A 15,283-nucleotide genomic window follows, 5' to 3' on the forward strand; every position below is an offset into this window, starting at 1 on the left:
TTATGGCTGCGCCAACAGCATCCGGATACATTGAACACCATTTACAAAACCTTTCTTTAGCTAAGTTTGGTCTTGTAGAGGAGACAAGTTTCTGGAACGTACATATAGACAGTCTGTTTTTTTCGGTGTTGACAGGGATGTTATTCCTTTGGGTTTTTCGCTCAGTCGCTAAGAAAGCAACAGTAGGTGTACCTGGTAAGCTTCAGTGTTTTGTTGAAATGGTAGTGGAATTCGTTGGCGACAACGTTAAAGAAACTTTCCATGGTCGCAACCCTCTGATTGCCCCACTAGCACTGACTATATTCTGCTGGATTATCATTATGAACTTGATGGACTTAGTGCCTATCGATTTCTTACCATATCCTGCAGAGCATTGGCTAGGTATCCCTTACTTGAAAGTGGTTCCTACAGCTGATGTAAATATAACCATGGCAATGGCTTTGGGTGTTTTTGCTCTGATGATCTACTACAGCATCAAAGTGAAAGGCCTAGGCGGATTTGCTAAAGAATTGGCACTGCATCCATTTAATCACCCAATCATGATCCCATTTAACTTGGTACTTGAGGTAATTTCGTTATTAGCGAAGCCACTATCTCTAGGTATGCGTTTATTTGGTAATATGTTTGCGGGTGAGGTGGTGTTTATTCTTATCGCGGCAATGCTACCGTGGTACTTACAATGGGTAGGTGCACTACCTTGGGCTATCTTCCATATCTTAGTTATATTGATTCAAGCGTTTGTTTTCATGATGTTGACAATCGTTTACTTATCAATGGCTCATGAAGATAGTGATCACTAAAAAATTTTTAAGCTTTATTCTAACTATTAATGTTAATCGGAGAACGTAAATGGAAACTGTACTAAGTTTTTCAGCAATCGCTGTTGCTATTATTGTTGGTCTTTGTGCCGTAGGTACTGCAATTGGTTTTGCTATTCTTGGTGGTAAATTCCTAGAAGGCGCTGCGCGTCAACCTGAAATGGCTCCAATGCTACAAGTTAAGATGTTCATCATCGCTGGTCTACTGGATGCTGTTCCAATGATCGGTATCGTAATCGCACTACTATTCACGTTTGCTAACCCATTTGTTGGTCAACTAGCAGGCTAATTAACTCTTTAATAGTTAATTAAATTTTTGTAGTTGATTCTTAACGAGGGGTAGCTGTTGTGAATATGAACGCAACTCTGCTAGGTCAAGCAATTGCTTTTTCACTGTTTGTTTGGTTCTGCATGAAATATGTATGGCCACCAATCATGCAAGCAATTGAAGAACGTCAGAAAAAAATTGCTGACGGTCTTGTAGCCGCTGAACGCGCTGCTAAAGACTTGAACCTGGCACAAGCCAACGCTTCTGAGCAAATGAAAGAAGCAAAGCGCACTGCAACTGAGGTTATTGATCAGGCAAACAAACGTAAAGCTCAAATTATTGATGAAGCACGCGAAGAAGCTCAGGCAGAACGCCAGAAAATCTTAGCGCAAGCTGAAGCAGAAATTGAAGCAGAGCGTACACGTGCCCGTGATGACCTGCGCAAACAAGTCGCAACTCTGGCTATAGCTGGTGCTGAGAAAATCCTTGAGCGTACAATCGATAAAGATGTACACGATGATCTTCTTAACAACATTACTGCAAAACTTTAAAGCAAGGGGCTGTATATGTCTGATTTGACTACAATCGCACGCCCCTATGCTAAAGCAGCGTTTGACTTTGCGGTAGATAAAGGTGAGCTAGACCAATGGGGTCAAATGCTTACTTTTGCTGCCGAAGTGGCACAAAATGATGATGTTCACAATTTATTAAGCGGTTCTATGACTGCTGAAAAATTAGCTGAAGTATTCATTGTAATTTGTGGCGAACAATTTGATGAATTCGGCCAGAACTTAATTAAAGTGATGGCAGAGAATGGCCGCTTAATGGCTTTTCCTGATGTTTGTAAAGAGTTCTTTATACTCAAAAAAGAGTATGAGAAAGAGATCGACGTTGAAGTTACTTCAGCTGTTGAACTTTCTGAAGAACAACGCACAAGCATTATCAGCAAATTGGAACTGCGCCTTGCGCGCAAAGTTCAGCTGAATTGCAGTATAGATGAGACTCTACTTAGTGGAGTTATTATTCGAGCCGGAGACCTAGTCATCGATAACTCAGCGCGCAGTCGTTTAGACCGCCTGAGCGATGCATTGCAGTCTTAATGGGGATTGGAGCATGCAACTTAATTCCACTGAAATTAGCGATCTAATTAAACAACGTATTGAATCTTTCGACGTTGTTAGTGAAGCTCGCAATGAAGGTACTATCGTTTCTGTAAGCGATGGCATCCTTAGCATCCACGGCCTAGCGGACGTGATGCAAGGTGAAATGATCGAACTACCGGGTGGCCGTTACGCGCTAGCACTGAACTTGAACCGTGATTCGGTTGGTGCTGTTGTAATGGGCCCGTATGCTGACCTACAGGAAGGCATGAAAGTTACAGGTACTGGTCGTATTCTAGAAGTACCAGTAGGTCCTGAAATGCTTGGTCGTGTTGTAAACACGCTAGGTGAGCCAATTGATGGTAAAGGTCCAATCGAAGCTAAATTGACTTCGCCTGTAGAAATTATCGCACCAGGTGTAATCGACCGTAAATCGGTAGATCAACCTGTTCAAACTGGTTACAAGTCTGTTGACTCAATGATCCCTATCGGTCGTGGTCAACGTGAACTTATTATCGGTGACCGTCAGACTGGTAAAACAGCAATGGCGATCGATGCGATTATTAACCAAAAAGATTCTGGTATTTTCTCTATCTACGTAGCTATCGGCCAAAAAGCGTCGACTATTGCTAACGTAGTTCGCAAACTAGAAGAGCACGGCGCACTAGCAAACACTGTTGTTGTTGTTGCATCGGCTTCTGAATCTGCAGCGCTGCAATACCTTGCACCGTATGCTGGTTGTGCGATGGGTGAATACTTCCGTGATCGCGGTGAAGATGCACTGATTGTTTATGATGATCTATCTAAGCAAGCTGTCGCTTACCGTCAGATCTCACTACTGCTTAAGCGTCCACCAGGTCGTGAAGCGTTCCCTGGTGATGTTTTCTACCTTCACTCTCGTCTACTAGAGCGTGCTGCTCGTGTAAGCGAACACTACGTAGAAGAATTCACTAAAGGCGAAGTGAAAGGCAAGACGGGTTCTTTAACTGCTCTTCCTATCATCGAAACGCAAGCTGGTGACGTATCTGCATTCGTACCGACGAACGTAATCTCGATTACCGATGGTCAGATCTTCCTACAAACTGAGCTATTCAACGCGGGCGTACGTCCAGCTGTTGACCCTGGTATCTCAGTTTCTCGTGTAGGTGGTTCGGCGCAGACTAAAATCATCAAGAAGCTATCTGGCGGTATCCGTACTGCTCTAGCTCAATACCGTGAACTTGCAGCATTTGCTCAGTTCTCTTCGGATCTTGATGAAGCGACTAAGAAGCAGCTAGACCACGGTCAAAAAGTTACAGAACTGATGAAGCAGAAGCAATACGCTCCTATGTCTGTATTTGACCAAGCTCTAGTAATCTTCGCTGCAGAGCGTGGATACCTTCAAGACGTTGAACTTTCTAAAGTTCTAGACTTTGAAGCTGCTTTACTGTCGTTTGCTCGTGGTCAATATGCCGATCTAGCAACACAGATCGACACAACGGGTGCTTTCAATAAAGAAATCGAAGCTGAGCTGAAGAAGCTTGTTGACGATTTCAAGGCAACCCAGACCTGGTAATTGGTAGGTGGTCTTAGGGCCACCTCATACCATTAACGGAGAGTAACGATGGCCGGCGCAAAAGAGATACGTAATAAAATCGGTAGTGTTAAAAGCACACAGAAGATTACGAAAGCAATGGAAATGGTAGCAGCTTCAAAAATGCGTCGTTCTCAAGACGCAATGGAAGCTACTCGTCCATATGCAGAAACAATGCGTAAAGTGATCGGTCATTTGGCTAATGGTAGCCTCGAGTATAAGCATCCTTATCTTGAGGAACGTGAAGCCAAACGTGTTGGTTACATCATCGTTTCTACAGACCGTGGTCTTTGTGGTGGTTTGAACATTAACTTGTTCAAAAAAGCCATGAACGACATGAAAGATTGGTCTGAGAAAGGTGCTGACGTTGAACTTGCAATTGTAGGTTCAAAAGCGACAGCATTTTTCAACAACAGCGGCGCGAAAGTAGCAGCTCAAGTTTCTGGTCTGGGCGATCGCCCAAGCCTTGAAGACTTGATTGGCTCTGTAAGCGTTATGCTGAAGAAATATGATGAAGGCGAATTAGATCGCCTGTTCGTAGTGTTCAACAAGTTTGAAAACACTATGGTTCAAGAACCAACGATCGATCAATTACTTCCTTTGCCTAAATCAGACAGCGAAGAAATGAAACGCAGTCATTCTTGGGACTACATTTATGAGCCCGAGCCAAAACCACTACTAGATGCACTACTGGTTCGCTATGTCGAATCTCAAGTGTACCAAGGTGTGGTTGAGAACCTTGCTTGTGAGCAAGCGGCTCGAATGATTGCAATGAAATCAGCAACAGATAACGCTGGTGACATTATTGATGACTTAGAACTTGTGTATAACAAAGCGCGTCAAGCGGCGATTACACAAGAACTTTCTGAGATCGTTTCAGGCGCAGCTGCGGTTTAAGCTTAGGTAAAACTAAATAGTTAGAGGATTAACGATGGCTACAGGTAAGATCGTACAGATCATCGGTGCGGTAGTCGACGTAGAGTTCCCACAGGGTGAAGTACCTCGTGTATACGACGCTCTGAATGTTAATGAAGTACAAGAACGTCTAGTTCTTGAAGTTCAGCAACAACTTGGCGGTGGCGTAGTTCGCGCAATCGTAATGGGTAGCTCTGATGGTTTACGTCGTGGTTTGACAGTTGAAAATACTGGCGCTCCAATCTCAGTACCAGTAGGTACTAAGACATTGGGTCGTATCATGAATGTCCTAGGTGACGCGATTGATGAGTGTGGCGAGATTGGTGCTGAAGAGCATTACGCCATTCACCGTGAAGCTCCAAGCTATGAAGAGCAGTCTAACGAGACAGCTCTTCTAGAAACTGGTGTTAAAGTAATCGACTTGATTTGTCCATTCGCTAAGGGTGGTAAAATCGGTCTATTCGGTGGTGCTGGTGTAGGTAAGACCGTTAACATGATGGAACTTATCAACAACATCGCACTTCAACACTCAGGCCTATCTGTATTTGCAGGTGTAGGTGAGCGTACTCGTGAAGGTAACGATTTCTACTTTGAGATGCAGGAAGCAGGTGTTGTAAACATCGAAAAACCTGAAGAATCAAAAGTAGCGATGGTTTACGGTCAGATGAACGAGCCACCAGGTAACCGTCTACGTGTTGCCCTGACTGGCCTAACAATGGCAGAGCGCTTCCGTGACGAAGGTCGTGACGTTCTACTGTTCGTTGATAACATCTACCGTTACACACTAGCAGGTACTGAAGTATCAGCACTTCTAGGTCGTATGCCTTCTGCGGTAGGTTACCAACCTACACTGGCTGAAGAAATGGGTGTTCTACAAGAGCGTATCACGTCAACTAAAGCTGGTTCTATCACGTCTGTACAGGCGGTATACGTACCTGCGGATGACTTGACTGACCCGTCTCCAGCAACAACGTTCGCTCACTTGGATGCAACGGTTGTACTTAACCGTAACATCGCATCTATGGGTCTATACCCTGCGATCGACCCGCTAGATTCTACTTCACGTCAACTGGATCCATTGGTAGTTGGACAAGAGCACTACGACATCGCTCGTGGCGTTCAGTCTACTCTTCAGCGCTATAAAGAGCTGAAAGATATCATTGCTATCCTAGGTATGGACGAGCTATCTGAAGAAGATAAGCAAGTTGTATCTCGTGCTCGTAAGATTGAGAAGTTCCTAACTCAGCCTTACCACGTAGCGGAAGTATTTACAGGTGACCCAGGCATTTACGTACCTCTTAAAGAGACTCTACGTGGCTTCCAAGGTCTTCTATCTGGTGAATACGATGACATTCCAGAGCAAGCGTTCATGTACTGTGGTGCAATTGACGAAGCTATCGAGAATGCTAAGAAGCTATAAGGCTAACTAGGAGGCGATATGGCAGCAATAACCTTTCACCTAGACGTTGTAAGTGCCGAGAAACAAATTTTCTCTGGTCTTGTTGAGACGTTTCAGGTGACCGGTAGTGAGGGTGAGCTTGGTATTTTCCATGGTCACACTCCACTGCTGACCGCTATCAAGCCTGGTATGGTGCGTATTGTTAAGCAGCACGGCCACGAAGAAATTATTTATGTTTCTGGTGGTATGGTAGAAGTTCAGCCTGGTACAGCGACTGTACTGGCTGATACAGCTATCCGTGGTGAAGAGCTAGACGCAGCAAAGGCGGAAGAAGCTAAACGCAAGGCTGTGGAGAATATCCAAAATCAGCATGGCGACATAGACTTCGCACAAGCGGCCGGTGAACTGGCTAAAGCCATTGCTCAGTTACGAGTTATCGAACTGACAAAACAGCGTCGTTAATCTTTTTAAGATTACAGACTCTGAGATAAAGGCGACCTAAGGGTCGCCTTTTTGCATTTTTAGATTCTCAAAAATGCTTCTTTTACGTATCACTACTGGTTAAATGGTTATTGCGATTTAATTTTTTGCCCAAAAACGGTTACAATATCGGCTTAATAAAAATAACGTTGGATAGGTTTACAATGAAGTTTAGCGCGGTAATTCTCGCGGCGGGCAAAGGCACTCGCATGTATTCAAACACACCAAAGGTTCTGCACACACTTGCGGGTAAGCCAATGGTGAAGCATGTTATCGATACATGTAATGGTCTAGGCGCTCAAAACATCAACCTGGTTTACGGCCACGGTGGTGATCAGATGAAGGCTACCTTAGCTGAAGAATCTGTAAACTGGGCACTGCAAGCTGAACAGCTCGGCACAGGTCACGCTGTGGATCAAGCATCTGCACATTTCGCTGATGATGAAAAAGTATTGGTGCTCTACGGTGATGTTCCACTAATCTCACCTGAAACCATTGAAAACCTATTAGACGCTCAACCAAACGGTGGCATCGCGCTACTTACTGTCGTGTTAGACAACCCGATGGGCTACGGACGTATTATTCGTCGTAATGGCCCTGTTGTGGCTATCGTTGAACAGAAAGATGCAACGGATGAGCAGAAGCTTATCAAAGAGATCAATACCGGCGTTATGGTGGCGACTGGTGGCGATCTGAAGCGCTGGTTGTCAGGTCTAAGCAACGACAACGCACAGGGTGAATATTACCTGACTGACGTTATCGCTGCGGCTCACGACGAAGGTCGTGCAGTTGAAGCGGTACACCCAGTAAGCCCAATTGAAGTGGAAGGCGTTAACGATCGTTCGCAACTGGCTCGCCTAGAGCGCGCTTACCAAGCTACGCAAGCCGATAAGCTATTGAAGCAAGGCGTGATGCTACGCGACCCAAGCCGCTTTGATCTGCGTGGTGAACTGCAGTGCGGTATGGACGTTGAGATTGATACTAACGTTATCATCGAAGGCAGCGTAAGCATTGGCGATAACGTGGTTATCGGCACTGGCTGCGTGCTGAAAGACTGTGAGATCGATGACAACACAGTTATTCGTCCATACAGCGTAATCGAAGGAGCGACTGTTGGTGAAGACTGTACGGTTGGTCCATTTACTCGCCTACGCCCTGGTGCAGACATGCGTAACGATTCGCACGTCGGTAACTTTGTTGAAGTGAAGAACACTCGCCTTGGCGAAGGCTCTAAAGCCAACCACCTGACTTATCTTGGGGATGCTGAAATTGGTCAGCGCGTAAACGTGGGTGCGGGTGCAATTACTTGTAACTACGATGGGGCGAATAAGTTTAAGACCATAATTGGTGATGACGTATTCGTTGGTTCAGACAGCCAATTAATCGCGCCTGTTACGATTGGTAATGGTGCTACCGTTGGAGCTGGCTCTACCGTAACACGCGATGTTTCTGAAAATGAGCTGGTTATCAGCCGTGCGAAAGAACGTAAGATTGCTGACTGGCAGCGTCCGACTAAGAAAAAGTAGTCTCTTAATAAATAAGATGATTTAAATGAAAGTCAGTAGTACCGCTACTGGCTTTTTCTTATTTATCTAGATATAAAAAAAGAGCGAGTAATCTCGCTCTTTTTTGTTTTCGTTAATCCAGAAATTAGTCTTGTTTCTCGTCAGCGACCACTCGAGAGTTGTCTGGTGTCGCGAAGTGTTCAGAAAGCTCTTTGTTCGAAACAATATAACCAACCCACAATGCACCCAAACAGATCACAACTGCAATACCCGTCGCGCTTAGTGCTTGGCTCGCCATTGCTGCGACCAATGCACTTGATAGGCCACTGATACTGATTTGCAGGCTGTTTTGTAGGCCAGCAGCTGTTGCTGGGCTTTGTTTAGCGCTTGATAGGGCACGGTTTACTACGATTGGGTAAAGAGCACCGTTTGCGACAGCAATCAAACAGAAAGGTGCTAGTAGAGGCCAGATTGACGTCAGTTCCCATTGTGATGCAATAAAGATAAGCATCGCTGCTACGCTGAACAAACCGATAAGATTTCTTAGTACAACACCATCGCCATATTTCTTCACCGCTTGCTTACCGAAGTAACCACCCGCCATGAACGCGATTGTCTGTGGGATGAAGCTCAAACCGATGTCTTTTGCTTCATAACCTAGCTGAGCCATGATCTCTGGCATACCCGTTAGGTAAGCGAAGAACGCGGCAGATGCTGATGCAAACATTAAAACATTACCCATGTAAGGCTTTGATTTAAGCAACATCTTGATGTCTGTCTTAATCGATGTCTGTTTTACTTCAGGCGCTTCTTTTGGTTGAGCCATTGTTGTCGCCACTAGCAGTGCACCCATCAAGGTTAATGTGATGAAGATGCTGTGCCAGCCAAAGCTATCCGCCAGTAACACACCTAGCTGAGGTGCTAATGCAGGAGATAGCGCAACCAAAGGCATGATGGTTGCAAAAATTTGTTGGCTACTGCTTTGTGAGTAACGCTTGATAACCATTGCTTGCCAGATTACCGCAGGAGCACATACGCCGATCGCTTGAATGAAGCGCAGTGTCAGTAGATGCCATACCTCGGTGCTGAATGCTAAGCCGAATGAAGCTGCAGTAAAGATAACAAGACCAACCGCCAGCGTATTACGGTGACCATACTTGTCACTCGCCAGACCCCAAAGAAGCTGACCCATTGCCATACCGCCAAGGAATACCGTTAAAGACAGGGCAATCTGCTCTGGGCCGGTTGCGAAATCAACTTCCATTGCCTTAAATGCAGGAAGGTACATATCGGTCGCAATAAAGCCAAGCATTGAAAGAACTGCAAGGTAGACCAATTGAAATTTAGAAATATTCATAAGATGCCATTAAGCTAAAGGTAGTGATGTTTTTATCATCAAAAAAATTGTTTGATATACAGAAGTGAAAGCCCCTGTTTATTTATGCTGACATTCTATTTTTCAGACCTGATAAAATAAAACGCTAAAATATGTGGTTATCAATCAAAAAATTTGAAGGCTTATGTTCTCTAAATCCTCTTTAGAAATGCTCGATACGGTAGCGCGCTTGGGCAGTTTTACCGCGGCGGCTGAGCAGTTGCACAAAGTGCCCTCGGCGATCAGTTATGGTGTCAGACAGGTCGAACAAGAACTGGATGTGCTGCTTTTCAGGCGTTTACCGAGAAAGGTTGAGCTCACTCCGGCAGGTGAACTGTTCATTGAAGAGGCGCGTGCACTACTGAGGCAAATGGAAGAGGTCAGTGCCCAGACTCGTCGAGCAGCTCGAGGTTGGAAGAAAACCTTGCGTCTGACGCTCGATAACGTGGTTAAGCTCGACAAAATGAAGCCGATGATTGAAGAGTTCTACCAAACCTTTGAGTTTGCAGAGCTTCAGATCAACATGGAGGTGTTTAATGGCTCTTGGGAAGCGATTGCACAGGGCAGAGCGGATATTGTGATTGGCGCAACCTCAGCGATACCGGTCGGTGGCGACTTTGAGGTTAAAGATATGGGACGCCTAGATTGGGCGTTTGTAATGTCGCCAAGTCACCCGTGTGTGCGAGAGCAAAACCTCAACGAAGAATTTGTTAGCCAGTATCCCGCGATATGTTTGGACGATACCTCTAGTGTGCTCCCCAAGCGACACACAGGTCACTACTCAAGTCAAAGACGCCTGTTGTTACCCAACTGGTATAGCGCCATAGAGTGTCTTAAAAATGGAGTAGGAGTGGGTTATATGCCAAGGCACATTGCCGCGCCAATTATCGAACAAGGCCTGCTGGTGGAGAAAATACTGCCTGAACCGAGTCCGCAGAGTCATTGTTGTTTGGTATGGCGAAAAGACGATAACCATAAACTGATCGAATGGATGGTGAAGTACCTAGGATCGAGTGAGCAACTTCACCAAGATTGGTTGGATCATCGCAAGGCGATCTAATGATCTGTTTACAAGAAGATCCTTTTCAAGCTTGAGCTGAATCAGCACCAATAAAAAGAGCGAGTAAATACTCGCTCTTTTTTGATTCGGTCGTTAACTCTTATGACAAGAAGAACTTGTAGGAAGGGTTATCGGTTTCATCTTTACACTGATAGCCAAGCTCTCGTAGATGTGTTGAGAACTGAGCTAAATCATCATCATCCAGTTCGAATCCACACAATACACGGCCGTAATCAGCGCCGTGGTTACGGTAGTTGAACAGGCTGATATTCCAATGGGTACCTAAGGTATCAAGGAACTTAATCAATGCTCCTGGGTATTCAGGAAACTCGAAGCTGTATAGGCGCTCTTTCAATGGTTTTGATGGTTTGCCACCAATCATGTAACGAATGTGCAGTTTTGCCATCTCATCATCAGAGAGATCGACAACCGGGTAGCCGCCCTCACGTAAGTCATTGATGATGTGTTCGAGTTCTTCTTGACCACCTTGTAGGCGTACACCAACGAAGATATTCGCTAGGCTTTCGTCGTTGTGGCGGTAGTTAAACTCAGTTACCGCTCGACCACCAATAATATTACAGAACTCTAGGAATGCTCCTTGTCGCTCTGGAATCGTAACCGCAAGTAGACCTTCTCGCTTCTCACCTAGTTCACAACGTTCAGAGACATAACGCAGACCATGGAAGTTGGTATTAGCACCAGAAAGTACAGTTGCCAGTTGTTTGCCTTGCAGTTGGTTCTGCTCTGCAAACTTCTTTAAACCAGCCAGAGCAAGCGCACCAGAAGGCTCGGCAATCGCACGAGTGTCTTCAAAGATGTCTTTGACCGCAGAGCAGATCTCATCGCTAGACACGGCAATGTGACCATCGATGTACTGCTGACACAGACGGAATGTCTCTTCACCAATGCGCTTAACCGCAACGCCATCGGCAAACATGCTGACTTGATCCAGTACTACTGGCTCACCGGCATCCAGTGCTGCTTTCAAGCAAGATGAATCTTCAGGTTCAACCGCGATGACTTTTATTTCCGGCATCAATTGCTTAACTAGCACGGCAACACCCGCAGCCAAACCACCACCACCGACAGGCACAAAGATGTAATCCATGTGACCATTTTGCTGAAGCATTTCCATACCCATGGTGCCCTGTCCGGCGATCACCAATGGGTGATCGAATGGAGGCACAAAGGTGTAGCCATGTTCAGCGGAAAGGCGTTCTGCTTCAGCTTTAGCTTCATCAAAGTTGCTGCCGTGTAGAACTACGTTACCGCCAAAGCCACGTACCGCATCAACCTTGATGTCTGGTGTGGTTTTTGGCATCACAATCGTGGTTTGAATACCAAGCTTAGAACCGGACAGCGCCATACCTTGAGCATGGTTACCTGCCGATGCTGCAATCACACCTGCGGCTTTCTGTTGCTCTGAAAGGCTTGATACCATGTTGTAGGCACCACGTAGCTTGAACGAGTGGACCGGCTGACGGTCTTCACGCTTTAGCTGAACCTGATTACCAATGCGAGCACTTAAGCGAGGCATCTCTTGCAGAGGTGTCACGATTGCGGCTTCGTAAACTGGCGCTCTCAGGATCTGACGCAGATAATCTGCGCCAGTTTGTTTTTGGGGACTGACCGTGTCATCACTCATAGACTAGCCCTCTAGCTTAGACTTATCACGCACGGCGCCTTTGTCGGCACTGGTCGCCATGCTTGCGTAAGCTTTCAGTGCGAAAGACACTTCACGCTGACGGTTTTCTGGTTTCCAGCCTAGTGCGTCTTGCTTAACACGACGCGCTTCTAGTTCAGCTTCAGGCACATCAAGTGTGATCGAACGGCTAGGGATGTCGATAGTGATGATATCGCCAGTGTTTACTAGACCAATCACACCGCCACTTGCTGCTTCTGGAGAAGCGTGACCGATAGACAGACCCGATGTACCACCCGAGAAACGACCATCTGTTAATAGAGCACAAGACTTGCCTAGACCCATAGATTTTAGGTAAGTGGTTGGGTAAAGCATTTCTTGCATGCCCGGACCACCTTTAGGACCTTCGTAACGAATAACAACCACTTCGCCCGCTTTCACTTTGCCACCTAAGATGCCATCAACAGCACTATCTTGGCTTTCAAATACGATAGCAGGACCTTGGAATTTCAGGTTCTCTTCATCAACACCTGCTGTCTTAACGATACAACCGTCAACGGCGATGTTGCCTGAAAGTACGGCTAGGCCACCTTCTTGGCTGAATGCATTCTCTTTAGTACGGATACAACCTTCTTTACGGTCGTCATCAAGACGATCCCAACGGCAATCTTGTGAGAAGGCTTTGGTGGTACGAATACCTGCTGGGCCCGCGCGGAAGAACTTAAGTACCGCTTCGTCTTCTGTCTGCATGATGTCGTATTGAGCTAGCTGCTCTTGCATGCTTAGGCCAAGTACAGTGCGAGTTTGGTTGTTCAGTAGGCCTGCGCGGTCTAGTTCACCTAGGATAGCCATAACACCACCAGCGCGGTGAACGTCTTCCATGTGGTATTTAGGTGTTGAAGGCGCAACCTTACATAGGTGTGGAACGCGGCGAGACATCTCGTCGATATCACCCATATCAAAGTCGACTTCACCTTCTTGAGCTGCTGCCAATAGGTGAAGAACGGTGTTACTCGAGCCACCCATTGCGATATCTAGAGCCATTGCATTTTCAAAGGCTGCGCGGTTCGCGATGTTACGAGGCAGTGCTGATGCGTCATCTTGCTCGTAGTAACGCTTAGTCAGGTCAACGATACGCTTACCAGCATTGATGAATAGCTCTTCACGGTCAGCGTGCGTTGCTAGCATAGAACCGTTACCAGGCTGAGATAGGCCTAGCGCTTCAGTTAGACAGTTCATTGAGTTAGCCGTGAACATACCTGAACAAGAACCACATGTCGGACACGCAGAACGTTCTACTTGCTCACTTTGCTCATCAGAAATCGTTGGATCGGCACCTTGAATCATTGCATCAACAAGGTCTAACTTGATGATTTGATCGGAAAGCTTGGTTTTACCTGCTTCCATTGGGCCGCCTGATACAAAGATCACTGGGATGTTAAGGCGCATTGCAGCCATCATCATTCCCGGAGTGATTTTGTCACAGTTAGAGATACATACCATCGCATCCGCACAGTGAGCATTCACCATGTACTCTACTGAGTCTGCGATAAGCTCACGTGATGGCAGTGAGTACAGCATGCCACCGTGACCCATTGCGATACCATCATCAACTGCGATGGTGTTGAATTCTTTAGCGATACCGCCCGCTTTCTCGATTTCACCTGCTACCAATTGACCCATATCTTTAAGGTGAACGTGGCCTGGTACGAATTGAGTGAAAGAGTTTACAACTGCGATGATTGGCTTACCGAAGTCATCATCTTTAACGCCAGTTGCACGCCATAAAGCGCGCGCACCAGCCATGTTGCGTCCGTGGGTAGTCGTTGCTGAACGATAGATTGGCATTGCTTAAATCCTTATAAAATATTTGGCTGTTGCTTACTTAGTTGTTTGCGTTTGGTTTTCTGAAGTTTGGTCTGCTGGGTAAACGTAGTCTAACCAGCCCCACTTATCTTCAGTGGTTCCATTGAATAGACCAAAGTAAGCCGCTTGAACTTTTTCAGTGATAGGACCGCGTTTGCCTTCACCTACTGTAATTTTGTCTACGCTGCGAACCGGAACGATTTCCGCCGCTGTGCCTGTCATGAATACTTCATCGGCAAGGTATAGCGCTTCACGAGCAATGTTCTCTTCACGGATCTCATAACCCATGTCTTTTGCTAGTGTCATGATCGAATCACGCGTGATACCCGGCAGAATCGCACTGGTCGCTGGTGGTGTGGATAGCACGCCGTTACGTACCACAAAGATGTTCTCACCAGCCCCTTCAGAAAGGTAACCATCAACACTCAGTGCGATGCCTTCATCGTAACCATGACGGCGAGCTTCGCCACCAACTAATAGTGAAGATAGGTAGTTACCACCGGCTTTTGCTGCGGTTGGGATCGTGTTTGGAGCGGCACGGTTCCAGCTAGAAATCATTGCATCAACGCCGTTTTCTAGTGCTTCTTCGCCTAGGTAAGACCCCCAAGGGAAAGCAGCGATGATCAGTTCCATCTCAGTATTTTCTGGCGGGCAGACACCCAAACCAACGTTACCTACGAAACCTAGAGGGCGGATGTACGCTGACTCTAGCTTATTTTGGCGTAGCGTTTCGCGAGTCGCTTCCATAATTTCTTCCTCAGTGTAAGGAATAGGGAAGCGATAGATTTTTGCTGAGTCTTTTAGGCGCTTAGCATGTTCAGGGTGACGGAAGATAACCGGCCCTTTTGGTGTGTTGTAACAACGAACACCTTCAAACACAGAAGTACCGTAGTGCATTGCGTGAGTCAGGACGTGAACGTTCGCCTCTGCCCAAGGAACCATCTCACCGTTAAACCAAATATAGTCTGCTGTTTTAGCTGTCATGTTTGCGGTTCCTTATGCGTTTATCTTTTGTTGTAAGTTGTTGTTTGGCAGTTCATTACGGCTGATCGAGATAACGTCAACGGTACGTACATCCCACAGCTTTTCGATTTGGTTTACCAAGAACGAGATCGGACGGTCACTGTCTACGATGATCTCAACACTCGCCACTTTGCTTTCGTGGTTTTGAGTGCCCGCAACTTGCTTAACAATGAAGCCACGGTGGCGGATAACACGAAGAACACGCTCTAGTAGTACAGGCTTATCATCGGCTTTGATGTCTAATAGGTATCTTTTCATG

The 15,283-nt window shown here is 46.2% G+C and carries 15 protein-coding genes; 10 read left to right on the plus strand and 5 right to left on the minus strand.

Annotation, left to right across the window (positions count from 1 at the left end):
- Positions 1–2: 2 nt before the first annotated feature.
- The 9 genes from atpB to glmU all read left to right on the plus strand — a co-directional run bounded on the left by atpB (position 3) and on the right by glmU (position 8,079).
- Positions 3–800, plus strand: coding sequence for a F0F1 ATP synthase subunit A (atpB, locus tag AB4503_RS21600; protein WP_009848124.1), 798 nt, complete (start codon positions 3–5; stop codon positions 798–800).
- Between the two features lie 49 nt (positions 801–849).
- Positions 850–1,107 (plus strand): F0F1 ATP synthase subunit C, encoded by a 258-nt coding sequence (gene atpE / locus AB4503_RS21605; protein ID WP_004411110.1) that lies wholly within the window; start codon positions 850–852, stop codon positions 1,105–1,107.
- Between the two features lie 59 nt (positions 1,108–1,166).
- Entirely contained in the window at positions 1,167–1,637 is a 471-nt protein-coding gene (gene atpF / locus AB4503_RS21610) for a F0F1 ATP synthase subunit B (protein WP_010433231.1), read from the plus strand.
- 15 nt (positions 1,638–1,652) lie between these two features.
- Positions 1,653–2,186: a F0F1 ATP synthase subunit delta gene (gene atpH / locus AB4503_RS21615; RefSeq protein ID WP_010433233.1), complete on the plus strand. Its 534-nt coding sequence runs from the start codon at positions 1,653–1,655 to the stop codon at positions 2,184–2,186.
- A gap of 13 nt (positions 2,187–2,199) precedes the next feature.
- Complete coding sequence (atpA, locus tag AB4503_RS21620; protein WP_372115705.1) at positions 2,200–3,741, plus strand: F0F1 ATP synthase subunit alpha; 1,542 nt, start codon at positions 2,200–2,202, stop codon at positions 3,739–3,741.
- A gap of 48 nt (positions 3,742–3,789) precedes the next feature.
- Positions 3,790–4,656 carry a F0F1 ATP synthase subunit gamma gene (gene atpG, locus AB4503_RS21625; RefSeq protein ID WP_016794171.1) on the plus strand — a complete coding sequence of 289 codons (867 nt, stop codon included), beginning with the start codon at positions 3,790–3,792 and terminating at the stop codon, positions 4,654–4,656.
- Between the two features lie 34 nt (positions 4,657–4,690).
- Positions 4,691–6,094: a F0F1 ATP synthase subunit beta gene (gene atpD, locus AB4503_RS21630; RefSeq protein ID WP_017058792.1), complete on the plus strand. Its 1,404-nt coding sequence runs from the start codon at positions 4,691–4,693 to the stop codon at positions 6,092–6,094.
- Between the two features lie 18 nt (positions 6,095–6,112).
- Entirely contained in the window at positions 6,113–6,535 is a 423-nt protein-coding gene (locus tag AB4503_RS21635) for a F0F1 ATP synthase subunit epsilon (protein WP_004735742.1), read from the plus strand.
- A 182-nt stretch (positions 6,536–6,717) separates the two neighbouring features.
- On the plus strand, positions 6,718–8,079 hold the full coding sequence (glmU, locus tag AB4503_RS21640) for a bifunctional UDP-N-acetylglucosamine diphosphorylase/glucosamine-1-phosphate N-acetyltransferase GlmU (protein ID WP_017063022.1): 1,362 nt from the start codon (positions 6,718–6,720) through the stop codon (positions 8,077–8,079).
- Between the two features lie 124 nt (positions 8,080–8,203).
- On the opposite strand, the gene punC is transcribed toward glmU, so the two are convergent.
- Positions 8,204–9,415 carry a purine nucleoside transporter PunC gene (punC, locus tag AB4503_RS21645; RefSeq protein ID WP_017063021.1) on the minus strand — a complete coding sequence of 404 codons (1,212 nt, stop codon included), beginning with the start codon at positions 9,413–9,415 and terminating at the stop codon, positions 8,204–8,206.
- A 163-nt stretch (positions 9,416–9,578) separates the two neighbouring features.
- Here punC and punR point away from each other — a divergent pair, with 163 nt between their 5' ends.
- On the plus strand, positions 9,579–10,493 hold the full coding sequence (punR, locus tag AB4503_RS21650) for a DNA-binding transcriptional activator PunR (protein ID WP_017067697.1): 915 nt from the start codon (positions 9,579–9,581) through the stop codon (positions 10,491–10,493).
- 100 nt (positions 10,494–10,593) lie between these two features.
- Here the strand turns inward: punR and ilvA are convergent, their stop codons facing one another.
- From ilvA to ilvM, 4 genes are read right to left on the minus strand one after another with little or no spacing between them, the layout of a single operon-like run.
- Positions 10,594–12,138, minus strand: a complete 1,545-nt coding sequence (ilvA, locus tag AB4503_RS21655) for a threonine ammonia-lyase, biosynthetic (protein WP_102429012.1) — start codon at positions 12,136–12,138, stop codon at positions 10,594–10,596.
- A 3-nt stretch (positions 12,139–12,141) separates the two neighbouring features.
- On the minus strand, positions 12,142–13,983 hold the full coding sequence (ilvD, locus tag AB4503_RS21660; protein WP_065584155.1) for a dihydroxy-acid dehydratase: 1,842 nt from the start codon (positions 13,981–13,983) through the stop codon (positions 12,142–12,144).
- 33 nt (positions 13,984–14,016) lie between these two features.
- Entirely contained in the window at positions 14,017–14,985 is a 969-nt protein-coding gene (locus AB4503_RS21665; protein WP_017063017.1) for a branched-chain amino acid transaminase, read from the minus strand.
- Positions 14,986–14,997: 12 nt separating this feature from the next.
- Complete coding sequence (ilvM, locus tag AB4503_RS21670; protein WP_017055442.1) at positions 14,998–15,282, minus strand: acetolactate synthase 2 small subunit; 285 nt, start codon at positions 15,280–15,282, stop codon at positions 14,998–15,000.
- Position 15,283 lies beyond the last annotated feature (1 nt).

The organism is Vibrio sp. 10N.222.55.B11, assembly GCF_041473705.1.
Classification (GTDB): Bacteria; Pseudomonadota; Gammaproteobacteria; order Enterobacterales; family Vibrionaceae; genus Vibrio; species Vibrio crassostreae_C.

Bases quoted from the DNA above. Each gene is read 5' to 3' on its own strand.
- atpB (WP_009848124.1), top strand. From the start codon at position 3: ATGGCTGCGCCAACAGCATCCGGATACATTGAACACCATTTACAAAAC.
- atpE (WP_004411110.1), top strand. From the start codon at position 850: ATGGAAACTGTACTAAGTTTTTCAGCAATCGCTGTTGCTATTATTGTT.
- atpH (WP_010433233.1), top strand. From the start codon at position 1,653: ATGTCTGATTTGACTACAATCGCACGCCCCTATGCTAAAGCAGCGTTT.
- atpA (WP_372115705.1), top strand. From the start codon at position 2,200: ATGCAACTTAATTCCACTGAAATTAGCGATCTAATTAAACAACGTATT.
- atpG (WP_016794171.1), top strand. From the start codon at position 3,790: ATGGCCGGCGCAAAAGAGATACGTAATAAAATCGGTAGTGTTAAAAGC.
- atpD (WP_017058792.1), top strand. From the start codon at position 4,691: ATGGCTACAGGTAAGATCGTACAGATCATCGGTGCGGTAGTCGACGTA.
- AB4503_RS21635 (WP_004735742.1), top strand. From the start codon at position 6,113: ATGGCAGCAATAACCTTTCACCTAGACGTTGTAAGTGCCGAGAAACAA.
- glmU (WP_017063022.1), top strand. From the start codon at position 6,718: ATGAAGTTTAGCGCGGTAATTCTCGCGGCGGGCAAAGGCACTCGCATG.
- punC (WP_017063021.1), bottom strand. From the start codon at position 9,415: ATGAATATTTCTAAATTTCAATTGGTCTACCTTGCAGTTCTTTCAATG.
- punR (WP_017067697.1), top strand. From the start codon at position 9,579: ATGTTCTCTAAATCCTCTTTAGAAATGCTCGATACGGTAGCGCGCTTG.
- ilvA (WP_102429012.1), bottom strand. From the start codon at position 12,138: ATGAGTGATGACACGGTCAGTCCCCAAAAACAAACTGGCGCAGATTAT.
- ilvD (WP_065584155.1), bottom strand. From the start codon at position 13,983: ATGCCAATCTATCGTTCAGCAACGACTACCCACGGACGCAACATGGCT.
- AB4503_RS21665 (WP_017063017.1), bottom strand. From the start codon at position 14,985: ATGACAGCTAAAACAGCAGACTATATTTGGTTTAACGGTGAGATGGTT.
- ilvM (WP_017055442.1), bottom strand. From the start codon at position 15,282: ATGAAAAGATACCTATTAGACATCAAAGCCGATGATAAGCCTGTACTA.